Annotated in this window: 19 protein-coding genes and 1 tRNA gene; 2 read left to right on the top strand and 18 right to left on the bottom strand. The window is 66.9% G+C overall.

Translation table 11 applies throughout. The features are described 5' to 3' along the window. Window positions 1–2: 2 nt before the first annotated feature. The 12 genes from V1351_RS07330 to V1351_RS07275 form a co-directional block, all read right to left on the bottom strand. A complete protein-coding gene (locus V1351_RS07330; protein WP_338752168.1) occupies window positions 3–440 on the bottom strand; it encodes a TadE/TadG family type IV pilus assembly protein in 438 nt (145 codons plus the stop codon). Next, entirely contained in the window at window positions 437–781 is a 345-nt protein-coding gene (locus tag V1351_RS07325; protein WP_338752166.1) for a TadE family protein, read from the bottom strand. The genes V1351_RS07330 and V1351_RS07325 overlap by 4 nt, the downstream gene beginning before the upstream one ends. A gap of 79 nt (window positions 782–860) precedes the next feature. Next, the gene (locus tag V1351_RS07320) at window positions 861–1,055 is read right to left on the bottom strand and encodes a hypothetical protein (protein ID WP_338752164.1); all 195 of its coding nucleotides are present in this window, start codon (window positions 1,053–1,055) and stop codon (window positions 861–863) included. 51 nt (window positions 1,056–1,106) lie between these two features. Continuing rightward, window positions 1,107–2,003, bottom strand: coding sequence for a type II secretion system F family protein (locus tag V1351_RS07315; protein ID WP_338752162.1), 897 nt, complete (start codon window positions 2,001–2,003; stop codon window positions 1,107–1,109). Next, a complete protein-coding gene (locus V1351_RS07310) occupies window positions 2,000–2,890 on the bottom strand; it encodes a type II secretion system F family protein (RefSeq protein WP_338752160.1) in 891 nt (296 codons plus the stop codon). Before V1351_RS07310 ends, V1351_RS07315 begins: the two co-directional genes overlap by 4 nt. Next, window positions 2,887–4,065: a CpaF family protein gene (locus V1351_RS07305; protein WP_338752158.1), complete on the bottom strand. Its 1,179-nt coding sequence runs from the start codon at window positions 4,063–4,065 to the stop codon at window positions 2,887–2,889. The genes V1351_RS07310 and V1351_RS07305 overlap by 4 nt, the downstream gene beginning before the upstream one ends. Before the next feature lie 356 nt (window positions 4,066–4,421). Further along, entirely contained in the window at window positions 4,422–5,195 is a 774-nt protein-coding gene (locus V1351_RS07300; RefSeq protein ID WP_338752156.1) for a hypothetical protein, read from the bottom strand. Window position 5,196: 1 nt separating this feature from the next. Next, the gene (locus V1351_RS07295) at window positions 5,197–5,925 is read right to left on the bottom strand and encodes an SAF domain-containing protein (RefSeq protein ID WP_338752155.1); all 729 of its coding nucleotides are present in this window, start codon (window positions 5,923–5,925) and stop codon (window positions 5,197–5,199) included. Then, entirely contained in the window at window positions 5,925–6,449 is a 525-nt protein-coding gene (locus V1351_RS07290) for a PKD domain-containing protein (RefSeq protein ID WP_338752153.1), read from the bottom strand. The genes V1351_RS07295 and V1351_RS07290 overlap by 1 nt, the downstream gene beginning before the upstream one ends. Window positions 6,450–6,907: 458 nt before the next feature. Continuing rightward, entirely contained in the window at window positions 6,908–7,468 is a 561-nt protein-coding gene (locus tag V1351_RS07285; RefSeq protein ID WP_338752151.1) for a hypothetical protein, read from the bottom strand. 265 nt (window positions 7,469–7,733) lie between these two features. Continuing rightward, window positions 7,734–8,174, bottom strand: a complete 441-nt coding sequence (locus V1351_RS07280; RefSeq protein WP_338752149.1) for a helix-turn-helix transcriptional regulator — start codon at window positions 8,172–8,174, stop codon at window positions 7,734–7,736. Between the two features lie 319 nt (window positions 8,175–8,493). After that, on the bottom strand, window positions 8,494–9,117 hold the full coding sequence (locus V1351_RS07275; RefSeq protein WP_338752147.1) for a hypothetical protein: 624 nt from the start codon (window positions 9,115–9,117) through the stop codon (window positions 8,494–8,496). A 115-nt stretch (window positions 9,118–9,232) separates the two neighbouring features. Between V1351_RS07275 and V1351_RS07270 the strand changes: the two genes are divergently transcribed. After that, on the top strand, window positions 9,233–9,682 hold the full coding sequence (locus V1351_RS07270) for a hypothetical protein (protein WP_338752145.1): 450 nt from the start codon (window positions 9,233–9,235) through the stop codon (window positions 9,680–9,682). Between the two features lie 411 nt (window positions 9,683–10,093). Here the strand turns inward: V1351_RS07270 and V1351_RS07265 are convergent, their stop codons facing one another. From V1351_RS07265 to V1351_RS07255, 3 genes are all read right to left on the bottom strand, one after another. Beyond that, window positions 10,094–11,269: an IS481 family transposase gene (locus tag V1351_RS07265; RefSeq protein WP_338750181.1), complete on the bottom strand. Its 1,176-nt coding sequence runs from the start codon at window positions 11,267–11,269 to the stop codon at window positions 10,094–10,096. Window positions 11,270–11,513: 244 nt separating this feature from the next. After that, the gene (locus tag V1351_RS07260) at window positions 11,514–11,750 is read right to left on the bottom strand and encodes a tyrosine-type recombinase/integrase (protein ID WP_338752143.1); all 237 of its coding nucleotides are present in this window, start codon (window positions 11,748–11,750) and stop codon (window positions 11,514–11,516) included. A gap of 285 nt (window positions 11,751–12,035) precedes the next feature. Beyond that, the gene (locus V1351_RS07255) at window positions 12,036–12,539 is read right to left on the bottom strand and encodes a hypothetical protein (protein WP_338752141.1); all 504 of its coding nucleotides are present in this window, start codon (window positions 12,537–12,539) and stop codon (window positions 12,036–12,038) included. Between the two features lie 437 nt (window positions 12,540–12,976). Here V1351_RS07255 and V1351_RS07250 point away from each other — a divergent pair, with 437 nt between their 5' ends. Continuing rightward, window positions 12,977–13,168 carry a helix-turn-helix domain-containing protein gene (locus V1351_RS07250; RefSeq protein WP_338752139.1) on the top strand — a complete coding sequence of 64 codons (192 nt, stop codon included), beginning with the start codon at window positions 12,977–12,979 and terminating at the stop codon, window positions 13,166–13,168. Between the two features lie 232 nt (window positions 13,169–13,400). Here the strand turns inward: V1351_RS07250 and V1351_RS07245 are convergent, their stop codons facing one another. The 3 genes from V1351_RS07245 to V1351_RS07235 all read right to left on the bottom strand — a co-directional run bounded on the left by V1351_RS07245 (window position 13,401) and on the right by V1351_RS07235 (window position 14,603). Continuing rightward, window positions 13,401–13,892 (bottom strand): hypothetical protein, encoded by a 492-nt coding sequence (locus tag V1351_RS07245; RefSeq protein WP_422389010.1) that lies wholly within the window; start codon window positions 13,890–13,892, stop codon window positions 13,401–13,403. A 232-nt stretch (window positions 13,893–14,124) separates the two neighbouring features. Next, entirely contained in the window at window positions 14,125–14,406 is a 282-nt protein-coding gene (locus V1351_RS07240; RefSeq protein WP_338752135.1) for a hypothetical protein, read from the bottom strand. Between the two features lie 120 nt (window positions 14,407–14,526). Next, window positions 14,527–14,603, bottom strand: a tRNA-Val gene (locus V1351_RS07235). Between the last annotated feature and the right edge of the window lie 51 nt (window positions 14,604–14,654).

Here is a 14,654-nt window from a genome sequence, read left to right as displayed (position 1 = left end):
CTTCACCGCTCTCGGTAGGTGTCGATGGGTGAGCGCACGGTGGCCGTGACGGTCCGGGATCCGGGCACTCCCGGTAGCGCGAGGTCGCTCAGGGGGACCTCGCAGCTGACGGTGGCCTCGACCTGCCCGGCGGTGCCCACCTCGACACTGAACGCCCCCGTGTCGACCGACACGTTCGTGCTCACGCAGTCAAGATCTTGGTTGCTCAACGTCGTGGAGGCACTGGAGGTCGCGGCCGCCTGGGCTTCGCCGTGGGTACGTTCGATGGACGCCGAGCGTGCCGCGTCGTTCGCCGCCGCCTCGACCGACTGCTGCGCGATGGTCATCCGTCCGGCCATGAAGATCAACGCGACGAACAGCATGAACGCCGGGGCCAGGATCACCGTCTCGATGACCATGGAACCCCCTTCCTCACGCAGACGGCGCGTCTGGAGTCTCATCGGGTGAGCCGCTCCACCGGGACGCTCGCCGACTGCGTGACCTGCGGGTCCCACCCCGGGAACACGCTCATGGAGCTCCCCGAGACCGTGACCGTGACCGAGGTCGCGCTGCGGTCGCTGGTGATACGCACGCCGCGTAGGACGTCCTCGCCCCCGGCGGCCGAGACGAAGTCTGCGGCTGCCGCTGGCCCATTGCCCGGCTGCTCACTGGCAGAAACCCTCACCCCCTCTTGGGAGGCCGCGATCGCGACCGACCGCGCGTGGTAGTACAGCGCGCCCTGCATTCCCAAGAACATGATGGAGAACATCAGTGGCAGGAGGATGACTGCCTGGATCGACACCGATCCAGCATCGCTCGCGCTGCGCCCACGCAGTGAGCGCAGCCTGGCACGGGTGTCTCTCTGGCCGGTCACGATTGGCTCAGCCGAGCTCGCCGGCCTTGCGGGTGACGAACGCCTTCACCACTGCGACGACGATGCCGACGAAGCCGACCACCGCCAAGGCCCACAGGACCTGCTCGATGGTGACGGACCCTTTGTCCTCGGCAAGTCGGTCTCGGGCATTCTCGGTGATCGTGGCGCCAAGCACTTGCAGCGAGACAAACAGGTACAACATGATGGATCCCTTCGATGGTGTGGTGACTTCCGTGGTGTGACCGGATATTTCCTATCCCCCCATGACCCGCAGCAGCGATGGTGCGATGAGAAGCGCGAGGAAGACGACGCCGAGCATGCTCATCGGTACGTAGAGGCGTTCGCTCATCTCGGCAGCCTTACCCTTCTCCGCGTTGAGCATGGAGGTGCGCATGCTGGCTGACCGGGCGCGAAGGTTGGTGTAGACCTGCGCTCCCTCCTCGCCGGAGAGGCGCATGATGTCGGCCAGGTCATCCAGTTCGGGCAACGCCAGCTCCTCGGCCAAGGAGTGCAACGCCGCCCACGGGGTCACCCCGGACCAGCGAGTGCGGGCCAGCTCCTCGGCCAGCCGCCCGAAGACCCAGGAGTCACCGATCTGCGCCGCGACCTCCATCGCCTGTCTCGGTCCGGCCCCGGCGTTGCGTTCCAACGCCACGAAGTCGATGTAGGCGCCCAGCGCGCGGGAGAACTCGATCCGAGCGGCCTTGGCCTCGTCACGCACGTTGTAGTCCGGCAGGAAAAACCCCGCACCCGCCCCGACCACCGACCCGAGTACCGGAATGAACAGGGGGATACCCAGGTTCATCGCATTGAAGAAGAGCGTGAACAGCGGCGGCACCAGCATGCCCATCAGGGCGTAGAGGAGCTTCTCGCCGTAGAACCGGCTGTGCGAGACCCGCAGCAGTGCCAGCTCGCGCGTGGGCACCTTCCCCCAGATCCCGTCCGGCAAGCGCTTCATCGCCCACAACCCCGCCCGGTCGCGGACGCTGGAACCATCGCTCACGTCGACGGACCCGCGCTGTCGCCGAGGGGAGAGCCGCTCCAGCGCCTCCCCCAGGGCAGGCTCGGCCGGGGACAGGCGCCAGACCAGCAGCACCACGCCCAGCATGATCAGGGCCCCGCCCCCAGCGGCCAACTGCATCCCAGTCATGGCATGGCCCCCTTCGCGGCGGTCTTGGCCCCGGCCCCGATGAAGCGCGGCAGTTTGGTTCCTCTGGCCATGTGCTTCATCCAGATCAGGATGGCCACGTACAACGTCAGCAGCACGAGAAGGATCACCTGCCCCAGGGGCGTGCCGTAGGGCGCGATGTAGCTACCGGTCAGCGCCATGAACACCAGGACGCCGACCGTGACAAGGGTGACCAGTCGGGCGGTCGACCTCGGCTTGGCGCGGTCGGACTCGATCTCGCGGCGCGCCCGCACGTCGGCCGCGGTCGACTCGGCCAGCGCATCGAGGACGGCGGCCACGCCCCCGCCGCGGCGTCGCGCACCGAGGATCAGGTTGCCGGCGATCAGGTCGCCGGTCGCGTCGTCGAGCTCGTCGGCGAAGGCGCGCAGGGCGTCCTCGGTGCCCCACCGGGCGCGCAGGCGCCCCGCCAGCCGGGTCACCTCCGGCCGGATCTCCTCGGGGGTAGATCGCAGGGTGGCGATCAGTGCCTGTTCCAGGCCCGCGCCGGCAGTGAGGATCCCCGAGAGCGACCGCGTCCACTCCTCCATCGCCTCGATCCGCCCGATCTGGGAGTTGGATTCGGGTGAGGACAACAGGAAGGGCACGCCTGCGGCCGCGGCTGGCACCAACAGGAGCGCCACCAACCATCCGGTGACCAAGGCGATGAACAGCCCGACGAGGAAGCCGCCGACGAGTAGCTGCTTGGTTCTCTTGCTCAGGCCCTGCACTCCTCGGGTCAGGCGGCCGAGGATCCTGCTGCGGGCTGGCGCGGTGGCCGGCGGGACCGGGGAGGGGCGCATGGCCAGGAGCGCGCCCAGCAGGCCCGCCACGATCAGCGCTCCCGCGATCGCCGGCACCAGCGCGCTCACGACGTCCCCCCGTCGGCGCGGAAGTAGCCGTCGAGGTCGAAGCCCCATGCGTGCAGCTCCCGGTAGTCGTCCGGCAGCACATCGGGAGTGGCCTTGCGTGCGTCGCCTTCGGTCCTAAAGACGGTGTTCACGGCGTACCCCGGCTCCCGCTCCCCCGGGTCCACGGTGATGATTTCGCTCACCCACCGCTCGCGCTGCGCGGTTCCATCCGCAAGGGGCATGGTTTCGAGGTGGAGGTGCACGATCACGTCGATGTTCTTGGCGATGCTGCGGATGGCGTACTCGTGGGTGACGTGGGGGCCGGCCTCCATCGCGCAGGTGACCAACTTGCCGATCGCGCCTTCGGCGTTCTTCGCGTGCGTGGTCGAGATGCTGCCCGAGCCGGATTCCATGGCTTTGAGCATCGCGAGGACCTCGTGTCCACGCACCTCGCCGACGATCTGGCGGGAGAGGTTGAACCGGAAGGAGTCGTACAGCGCCGCGGTCAGGGTGTATTCACCTGCCTGTCGCCCATCGGGGCCCCGTTCGCCGGAGCCGGGCCGGGCCTCCCACGGCATGGCCAGCGGGTGCCGCTCGGGCAGCTCGTGCAGGTGCAGCTCGTACTCCGTCTCGAACGTGCCGATCGCCTCATGGGGCGGGATCTCGGCGCACAGCGCACGGACCAGCGTCGTCTTGCCGGCACCCTGAGCCCCCGAGACCACGATGCTCTTGCGGGCACGCACCGCCGCCCGCAGGAAACTCGCCGCCACCGGTGAGAGCTGGCCATTGGCAACGAAGTCCTCCAGCGTGACCTCCCTCATGCCATGCCGACGGATGACCACCTGCGGACGCGGAGTGACGAAGGCGGCCGCCGCCAGACGTGCACCGCCGTCGAGGCGGAGGTGCAGGCTGGGCTGGGCCTCGGAGAAGGGTCGCGCGTTGACCTCGGATCGACTGGCCAAGAACACGAGGAAGTCGATGAGCTCTTGGTCGCTGTCGGCCACCGGCGGCCCCTTGATCAGGCGTCCGTCGGTCAGCTCGAGGAAGACCCGGTCGTGACCGATGATGGTGATGTTCTCCACCCGAGGGTCATCGACCAGCGGCTGGAGGCGGCCCAAGCCGAACAGGGCGTCCTCAAGGGCCTTGGCCATCTGACGTTGCTCGCGCAGCGCCCACGACGACTCCCCTGCCGTCACGCGCGCCGCAGACTCATCCTCCAGGAGGCTGAGGATGATCGCGCGGCCCTTCTCTCGTAGGTCTTGCGGACCCAAGTGTGAGCGCCCGTCCTGGGGCATCTCGCTGAGCCGGTTGGAGGCCTGCTGTCGCAGGCCGGCGATCAACCCCCAATCCACATCCTGGCTGTCCCCGCTCTGCCAGTCCTCATCGGTAGGAGCAGGAGCCTCCTCCCTAGCCTCCACCCCGTTCGCGGTCCGAGCGTCGGGGGCGGCCCGATGCCCGTTGCATGAGGGAGACGAGGCGAACAGCGGCAGGTTCGTCGGGTCCACCCCACCGGGCTCGTCCGGAGCGAAAGCCCCATTGGACTCGTACGGGGTCACAGCGCCCTCCCCAGTTCCGCGCGGTTGCTTTCGACGCTCGCCTCCACTCGTTCGTGTGCCGCCCGCAGCGACCGCACTAGCGGCGAGGAGTCGAACCTCTTCGGTGCCTTCGCGCCGCGGCCGAACACGCCTGCCGCGTCCGGGTCCCACGCCAGTGACGCCGTGACCGGGATCTGCAGCACGGAGCGGACCTCGCGGGCTCGGTAGGGGTCGCCCTCACCGATCATCAGTACCCCCAGGCTCGATGCTCCACCGACGCGCTCGAAGCCCTCCTGCAGAGACTCACCCCACGACTTCGCCGCCGAGAGAGAAACCAAGTCACTGCGGGTGGCCAGCAAACACAGGTCCGCGGCGTAGACCAGCGGCTCGGGCGATCCCTGCAGCCCGAGACGACCGGCATCCACGATCACGTCCTGACCCGTGCGCTCCAGCCCGCGCAGCACGGTGGCCAACGGTTCCCACAACGCGTTCAGGCTCCGGGCCTGGGTGTGTGAGCGGGTCCCCGGCACCAAAGAGACCTTCTCGGAGATGTTCACGGCCATCCTCGGCAGTGCTTCCGCCAACTCGCCGTGGCGATTGGCCACAGCCAGGTCGATCAACGAGTCCGGCGGCGTCGTTCCGCCGCGCAGGTATCCCGCGAGGATCCCCGAACCGCCGGTCGGGTCAGCCTCGACGACGAGGGCGGGCCGGGTGGAGGTCAGCGCCAGGCCAAGGCTCGTCGCGGTCACTCCCGGCGACCCCGACGCGGACGTGATCACGATCAGTGCCACGTCAACGCTCCCGACTGTCCAGCACGATCGAGACCCTCCCCGTCGAGACCTGCGAGGCCAGCTCCGCCGCGCGGTCCTCGGGCACCAGCACCGACACCACCGTGGTGCCCGGCTGATCCCCCTTGTGCAAACTGACGACCTCGGTCCGCACCTCGGCCGGCTCCGCCGGCTGATTCTGCCCAGTCAAACCGCTCTGCTGGTCCTGGCCCGAGCTGCCGGCCGTACTGATCACGCGGATCCTGTCGCCGGCACGCAACTCCATCCCGGGCATCTGGTCGGCGTTGACGGCCACACCCACCACGGACTGGCCATCCCTCGGCACAACCTTGCTCGTGGTCACGCCGGGGGTCAGCAGCGTGCCCGCCGGAAGGTCTGAAGCCGCCCGCTGGCCAACCATCGACTGCAAGCCCTCGTCCGGGACCGTGTCCAGCTGCGGGTCGACACCGACATGGACCACGACCAAGTCGTTCATCTCGATCGTCTCCCCCCGCGAGACGGACTCACGAACAGCGACCACGCCCTCGGTGTCGCTCATCGCCGACCATGCCCACACACCCATCAACGCGCCGAGCACGACCGCAGCCACCGAGGCCGCCAGCAGGACCGGCTTGCGGCGCAGCTGAGGAGCAGGCTCCACTGCCTCCGGGGTCGTGGCCGCCGGGTCCGCCGGCGGTCGAGCACCTCCCTCGCCCGAGCCACTCGTCTGGCTCATCTCGTCCTTGCGTGCCATCAGTTCAGCACCTGCACTTCGCCCATCGTGATCGTCGTGGACCGCTCCAGGGTCATCGGGATCCTCCCGGACTGCCCCAGACCGGACCACGTAATAGTCCAGGTCGCGTTCACCGTGACGGTGTACTCGCCCTGCTCGTTGTACCGGTGGCCACAATCGGGCGAGTCCTGCTTGCCGTAGCTGTCTGCATACGCGGTTCCGGGGCCGGTGCAGGTGACCGTCGTCCCCTCCCCCATCTCCCACTGGAGCTTGCTGACCTTCGCGTTCGCCGTGACCGTGTGCCCGGATGCGCTTGCCTGCCGCGTTATCGGCCCGAGCGTGCGCGAGTCAGCGTCCTCGACCCACATCCACGTGGGCATCCCGACCACGCCCACGTTGCCTTCACCCGGCTCTGGGACGATCCCGATCTCCGGGGCTCGCAAGCCCATCTTGGCGACGGCCTGCTCAGCCAGATCCCGCGGATCCGGCAACGGCGCACCCGGACCAGCCGGAGGCGTCGCCGCCCAGAACAGTTCGTCTCGCACGACGTCCCCACCGGCACCGCTACCAGCCATCCCACCGTTTCCGCTGCCCCGCAGGCACGAGTAGATCGCGCCACCCGTGTTCCCCTGCCACACCGGGTCCGACTTCGAGGGCGGAGTGGGCACCTCGTTCACGTAGCAGCCGAACTCCGGACTCCACCACCGCCCCGTGTTCTTCTGCACACACGGGATCGTCTTGCCCCCATCCCTGCACACCGGCTCCCCCTCCGACTCCGCAGGAAGGACAGTCGGACGAGTTGACCCATCCGCCACCTCCTCGACCCCCACCGGATCGCCCTGGCCCTCGTTCACGGGCGGCGCCACCAGCACACACTGACCTCGCTCGTTCATCACCTCATCGGCCCCGCAGGTCACGGGCTCATCCCCGGAGCCCGCGTAGGCCGGAGTCGCGGCCACGGTGAGCAGGAGGCCGACCCAGAGCTCAGCCACGCGGCGAGCGGTCAGCACGTCTCCTTCACCTTCTCGGCCGTCACGCGCCACTTCCCGTCCTGCCCCGCCCCGTCACTCTTGCTCACGGTGTAAATACGCTCCAAATGCTCATGGGGCAGGTCGATCTCCTTGCCGTTCCGATCAGTGACCGTGATGCCAGTCAGGTCCGTGCACGCGACGACCTGCTGGCTCGTGGCCGATCGCCTGGACGCATCCGCCTCCACGACCTTGACCCCGCCTCGCTGTTGCTCCCCCCGCTCGCGGCTCCGCCTGATGTCGAACGTCCGCTGGCGGTATGCCTGGCCGGTCGCGTACGCGCCGAGCTCGCCCGTCGGCAACGACGGGTTGAGACGGAGCTCGTTGGTGGTCTTCTCATAGCTCTTCACCACGGCAATCGCCCGCGCGCCGTCCGGGTTGCTGGGTGTCGAAGAACTCGACGACGAGGATGAGCTCGAAGACGACGAGGACGTGATTCCCTCAGGCGCCTGCGCATCGCTGCAGGCGCTCAGCGTCACCCAGCAGGTGAGCATGGTCGCCGCTGCTCCGGCGGCCACTCGATGCTTGTTGGTCACAGACATCTTCGTCTCCTCGATCTCAGGGACTAAAGCCCCATCGACGCCTCGGGCGTTCACACCACCAAAAAACGACACTTTTACTCTAGATCAATTGCACCATCCTGGCTACGTCGAACTCCCGTCTGTCGACCGTGGTCTCGGGGTCCCCAGCCCTCCGTTTTGCCATGATCCCCCCACAGGCCGACCCACTCAGTCTGTTCCATGGCATCACAGCGAGGCCCGCTTCGCCTGTTGAGAGCCCGCCAGCCGGTGGTGAAGCGTGCTACAGGCTGGCGTCCCTGGCCCGGCGCAAAGCACGGTCGACGTCCGTGACACCGACTCCTAGCGCCTCTGCCACGGGGCCCAGCGTCTCTTCGGATGGGATCCGCTCGAGGCGTCCCGCTTCCCAGCGGCGAATGGTCGACAGGGAGATGTGGCTTTGGCGGGCAAGCTCGTTGGCGCTCATGCCGGCCAGGAGCCTCAGGCGGCACAGGTCGGGGCCGTGGCTAACCGGCCGGAGCAGGTTGGCGATGTCCATCTCGAGGACCTCCGCGATCCGACGCAGTGCCCCCGGCCTGGGGACCGTGGTCCCCAGCTCCCAGCGAGAGACGTGTTCCCCCCCTGCCGTGCCGATCAGACGGGCCAGCTCGTGTTGCGTGAGCCCCTTGTCCGTGCGCGCTCGTCGTAGCGCCTCGGAGTCGAAATGTGGGTCAGGCTCGGGCATCCCATGATCCTAGACGGTATGGGGTGACCGCTCGGGTTGACCGGGGGTTGCGGGCGGGGGTCTCACTCACACATGTTCGTGGTTTACCGAGTAGAGGCTGCCTGCTCGGCATATCCGACAGTCCGCAACGACGTCCAGCCGCCGACCAGCCGGGTGTGGCTTTGAGATCTCCCCCGCCACGCATCAGACAGGTCAAGCGGCCTGCTCCTTGCGAATGCGCCGACGGGCACGCTGCCAGACGTCGGTCCGATCGCAGGACGAGGGCCACGAACCCGGCTCGGCGTCTCGCAGCCGCCCCCCGCTTGCCGCGTGCACCCGTTCAGTCGTGCACGCGAGTGCGGTGCGCCCTCAGACCGATGGGGCTGATGAACGCATGGTGGCAGAACCCGCACCAATGCAGCGCACTCTCTCGCTCCCAGGCCTCGATCGCAGGTTCCCACCACCAGTCGCGACTGCCGTCCCGCCCGTCGGGAGGCGGCAGGACGCCTTTACGGCGGTACATCCCGATTGCCGACGGGGTCCAGCCGTACCGCTTCCGCAGGTCGCAGCTGGTCAGGCGGTGGGGCAACAGCTCGCTCTCTCCTGACTTCAACTGCCGGATCAGGCGGTCCGCGGGGATACCGAGCACTGCGGCCACGTCGGCTCGTGAACCGCCGGCCCGCCAGCATCGGTGTGCCTCGACGACCCTCATCTCCTCGACAACCGCCTTGCTCGCGGACGGCCAGCCGTCCAAGGCGAGCGCGACGACCTGGGGCAGGCTGTCCGACAGCTCGGCGATTGCCGTGTCCGTGATGCTGGTCTGGCGCGCCCGGTCCCAGGCGGCGATGTCGTCCAGGTGCGGGACGATCAGGCGCAGCGCCGTGCGGTGCAGCACGTCCTGCATCTGGCTGTGCGCCATGCCGCGCTCGGCGGCCAGATCGACCAAGCGGTCTCGTCCGCTCATCCGGCGTACGAGCGCACCGACGTCCTTTCGCGCTGGAGATTCCCGGTGCTCGTCGAGCCACAGCGCCACGTGCACCCGTGAGGTCAGCCCCTCAGATCGGGTTCATGCTCCACGAGTGCAGGCTACCGATGGTCTCGACATGCGGCCGCCCTCCACGGCAGCCGACATCGGCACGACAGTTGGCACGGTGGTCGCTCTGCTGGGTGTTCTGTGGACGGTCGGCCACTCACTGCGGTCGGAACGCCTGACTCGGGCCGGCCAGGAGTTGGAGCGAGATCAGGCCGAAGCGACGGCCATGCGATCAGAAGCAGCCGCCCGCTTGACGGAGGAGTACACCCGACGTGTGGTTGAAGCCCTCGAGACAATGGCGTCACAAGGACCAGCCGGGATCGCCACTGAAGGCGTCCGGCGGCTTACTTGGTCGCTGACCAATCAATCTGGCGACACCTACTTGCTTTCCAACACCAGCGGCCTCGCCGCAGAAGAGGTCACCGTGTCCGCACACGAGTCGATGATCTTCCGCCCCCCAGAGACGACGATGCTGGGGGGCCAGGCGAGGCATTGACGTTCATGGCGACTCGATCGATAGCGACGAGCGACAGCACCATCGAGGTCTCGTGGGTAGACGAGACGACCTCACCCGACATCCAGCAATGGCGATACCCACCCTGCCTCCCCGACCACCACGCAAGAGGTAGGCAGCCCAAGCAAGCCGAGGCCGCGTTTTGTCCGTACGAAGACCGGAGCGAGAGTTACGATCGCGAGCAGCTGGCCCAGACTCTCACGGTTGTCACGGTTGATCGACGACCGGATCGGGCCCCCGCCTCTCTCCTAAAGAAGGTGTCGCAGGTTCGAATCCTGCCGGGGGCACCCTGTGTCCTGAGTCGCGACATCGTTTACACGGTGTCGCGACTCAGGACTTTTTTGTAGGTTCGCGGGGCTTGTCGTCGATGTCGCGACTCATCGGTGTCAACGATCAGGTGGGTGGTCGGGTGGCTGGTTGGTAGTCGCGGGTGGGGTCGATGTGGTGTTCGGCCAGGATTTCTGCGGTTTCTGCGTGGCTGGTGATCACGTGGTCATCGTGGATGAGTAGGAGCACGGGTTGGCCTGCCAGGGCGCGTCCGAGGCCCAGGTGACGCATCTTTCCGGCGTAGCGCAGGGACACGGTCCCGGCGGCGGCGATTTTGTCCGTGCGGGTGCGCCATTCGGGGTCATGCGCTGGGGTGGCGGGAGTGGCTTTGGTCTGTGCGGTGTAGGCGGTCGCGGGGGTGCGTCGGCCGATGGAGCGGTGCGGGCGTTGGTGGTTGTACCAGTGGGCGAACTCGTCCAGGAGGGCTTGCAATTCGGTGGTGGTGGACGGTGCCGGTCGGGGGCGTAGCCACTTCTTGAGGGTCTGGTGGAAGCGTTCGATCTTGCCCTGGGTCTGCGGGTGGCCGGGGTGCCCGTTCTTCTGCTCGATGTGGTGGGCTTGCAGGAGCTTCTCGAAGCCATTGCGGCCACCCGTGCGGCCGGCCAGGCGAGCGGTGAAGACCAGCCCGTTGTCGGTCAGGGTCGAGGCCGGTACGCCGTGGGTGTCGATCAGTTCTTGCAGTGCGGCCACGACCATGGGCCCGCTGTAGGCAGATGCGGCACGCAGGAACAGCAGGTAGCGGGAGTGGTCGTCCAGGAAGTCCAAGACGTCCACGCGGGTGCCATCAGCGAGGAAGCAGTAGGTGATGTCGGCCTGCCAGCACCCGTTGGGCAGGTCTGCCTCGAAGCGGATGTAGGAGGACTTCGGGCGCTTCTTCGGCTCCGGGACCACCAACCCCTCAGCGTGCAGGATCCGCCGGATCGTGGAGGTCGACGGCGCCATCAACCCCTCATCGCGCAGGTGCCAAGCAATGGTTTCCGGGCCGGCGTCCGCGCCGTCGGCGTGGAGCTGACGACGCAACTGGACAATCCGCCCGTGCACCGCCTGACTCGTGGTCCCCGGTCGTGACTTCGGTGCCTTGCTGCGCGGTGCCAGTCCTTGCGGGCCATCGGCCCGGTACCGAGTCACCAGCGTGTGCACCCACTGACGCGTGACCCCGAACCGCGCCGCGGCCTGCGCGACCGTCAACCCCTGATCCAGCACCGACCGCACGATCACCTGATTCTTCTCACGAGAGTTCATCACCAATCGTCCGCGCCGCGCGAGCGTCAACGATGACCCGACTCACCGGTCAACGATCACCGACCTGAATCTGTCAACGATGACCCGACTCACCCATCACCGGTCATCGACACCCGCCACGACCTAACCTGTCAACGATGTCGTGAACCTAAACACTACCGGGGGCACCCTGTACCTGAACACTGCCGGGGGCACCCTAGAAATCGGGGTTCTCGGTCCCCGAGGACGGCTCAATCGGGCCTCGTCACCCGCTTCTTGCCCGCATCGCCTGCTGTGAGCGGATGGCCCCGAGGCCATCCAGAGCGGCAGCGACGGCATCGAGTTCGTCGTCGTACAGGTGCGCGTAGATCCTAGCCGTCGTCGTGATCGAGCCGGACCCCATGGCCTTCTGGATGAACCGCAGGTCAGCGCCGGCCACGCGAGTCAGGCTCCCGAAGGTGCGTCGCAGGTCGTGCGGGGCACCTCCAACCCGAGAGGGCACAACGCCTCGTCAAAATAACCGCATCGGTGGCGCCAGTTCCGCACCCTCAGGTGGCCACCCAGCACCGCGGGAATGCCCACCTCGCGGTGACCAGCGACAGGCCAGCCTCCGAATTCGGGACAAAGACATCCATACGACCGCTGACCTCGGTCGCTCGCTCGACCATCCGCACCCGACGCTGAGCCAATCGGGGGGAAACCGACCTCGAGCTCTTCTCACCTCAAGCCGACGAGAAAGGCTTGCGAGCCACTACTACTGGCTTGGTAAGGGTTCGCGGTGCCGTGCTCATCGACTCGAGGACAACTCGGTGACGATGCGGTGCAAAGACAGGAGGTGCGCCAAGCTGTCCGACTCCTCGTCCGGAAGCCCGGCAATCGATGGGTCTCTGGTTGCAATAAGCAGCTCCCCGATCAGGATCCAGAGCGTGAGGAGGGCTGCGTCCAGATCGTCGCGGTCACGAGCGTAAATCAGCAGGTCCTCCAGGTCGGGGGCGCTGGCGGCAACGGTGGCTATTGGGTCCGACGCGGCTCCGGCCGCGTGTTGAGCGCGAATCTGGCCAATGACTCTGCCTAGTTCAGCAAGCGGCACAGCCTTCGCGTACTCCTGCTGCGCCAGAGAGGCGAACGCCGACACCGCATATTCACCGAATTGATCAGGCAGGCGTAGACATATGCCTGAACAGAACTGGCACGGCAGGTAGCCGTCGAAGAACGTCTCCGTGGCTGGATGCGAGATTAGGTTCAGACGGTGGCAATGTGAGCACCACGCAATGAACTGCTCACCCCCCATATTGGCAGTATCGCGGCGAGCGGTCCTGCGATAAGCCGCATACCAAGGAATGGACTTCTTCGGCTGACTGACGTCCAAATTCTGCGCCCGGACCAGAAGACTGTGCGGTGACGATTGCGTACTTGACCATTCGATTCAAGGGGGAGCGTCGAAGGGGCGACGCAGCTCCATGTGAGGACTTTCCTAGCTTCGCTAGATCCGGCGGAGCCGGAATTCTGAGTCAAGTTTGGTTCGTGAAGTCGTCCTTCATGCGGCGATGCCGCAGTGCTCGGCGAGGACGTCGACTTGCTCTTGGTAGCGGGAGTACGCGGTGTGCAGTGGTCCGTGGTCGTCGGGGTCGGCCAGGTGCGCCATGCCGGTCCTCCTTGGCGGTCACCACCGGTGGTGACCGCCAAGGAGGCTTCTAGGGCTTTGGGAGTAGACGAAGGGAGCGACCAATGTCTGCATCTACATCCATCCGCCAGTTCGAGTCCCTCACTGAAGCCGCCAAACGTACTGGCCTCAGCGTGCGCACGCTGCGTCGCCGCATCGCGGCAGGCCACCTCCCTGCGTACCGCAGCGGCCCGCGCGTGATTCGCGTAGACCCCAGGGACGTGGATCGACTCATGGTGCGTGTCCCGACTGCATGATGTGTCAACATCTTGACTCCAGCATCACGGTAGTCGGCGATGTGGGCGGTGTGCTCGATCCAGTGCCGTGCCAGGTTGGCCCCGCCGTCGACGCCGACCCGTTCGGTGCCTGCTGCGGTCAGGGGAAGCCGGCGGGTCAGCAACAGCGGCAACGCTCGCGCTGGTCCTTGCACACGCACATCTGCCTCCTCGCGACGGTGTTGCCACGTCGCACCGTCGGGACGGCGTTCGATCAACCATCTCTCGACGTCGCGGAGCCGGGTTCGTCGGTGGCATGGCAAAGTAGGGTTTCGCCGTTGCCGTGCAGCGCCGCCGCGGAGTCCGGCCGTTGGGTCGCCCAGGTTGGTGAGGTCAGCATCGTCAGGTGGTTGCTGATCAGTTCAGCGGCCACGTCGTCATCGATGGTGTAGTCGCGCTGAGTGCCGGCGGCCACGGCTGCGTCGTATCCATGGAGGACGGTCTCTTTGAGGAGGCTGAGTAGCCAGAATTGGCCTCCAGTGCGTTCATCGCCGGCGGCGTTGAACACTTGAGCCTGCATTGCTGCATCTGTGCAGGTCGCGGTCGCACGGGAGGCGGCCTCGGACAGCCACCCCGGCCAGTCCTGCGAATCGGCGGGTAGCTCGGCGTACTGGGTGGTCAGCTGGGCAGGGTCGATGATCCGATCCTCCAAGATCTGTGACACCCAGTGCTGGGTCTGCCCGTAATGCTCGACCATGTCTCGCACAGTCCAGTTTGGACAGGTCGGCACTACGGTGTGGCCTTCAGTGGACGACACTGCGTCCGCGCGAATAGTTTCGAATGGTCGGCACCGAGAGAGCCACCCTGTCCTAGACCGACGTCAAGCCGGCGATTTCGCATGCCCGGGATGGTGGCGAGCGGGTCTTTCCTTAGACCCACCAGCGCCACACGAGGTCGCCGGCCGCATGCCTCCCGGCCGGGGATCTCTCCTGCGCCTCCTACTTGCGGTCGACGAGCAGGTACGCGTCCGGGTGGCCCTCGACGATCCACGCCGCCAGCCTCAGCGCGTGGGATAGGTCGCGCGCGGCTGAGGCACCGCACTCAATGACCTCTGGCAACAGGATCGGCAGGCCGTCGTTCTCGGGCCCGACCTGAAGCTCGACGGTCGCCTCGCCCTCGGTGACGGAGGCCCGGTGGACGATGCCCCCTTCGCCGTCGTCGCGGTGGTGACTGCACCACTGGGGACACTTCGTGGTCTGGGTGGTGGCTGTGGTGGTCATGGCTGCTTCCTTCGTCCGGATCGGCGTCAGGAACCTCGGCCCTTACGACACGTAGTCGACACGCCGGGCAAAGCGAAGGCCCCTGACTCTGCGTTTCCGCAGGTCAGGGGCTGTTCTCCGTGGTGGACGTAAAGGGACTCGAACCCCTGACCTTTCGCGTGTGAAGCGAACGCTCTAACCAACTGAGCTATACGTCCGTGGTGTTCCTCGGTCCGGTGTCCCGGCCGGGCAACCAGAGCAGAGTACCC

It is taken from the genome of Janibacter sp. A1S7 (assembly GCF_037198315.1).
In the GTDB taxonomy this organism is placed as follows: Bacteria; Actinomycetota; Actinomycetes; order Actinomycetales; family Dermatophilaceae; genus Janibacter; species Janibacter alittae.
Note: the sequence above shows the minus strand (reverse complement) of the source record. Positions and strands in the feature narration are given on the sequence as shown.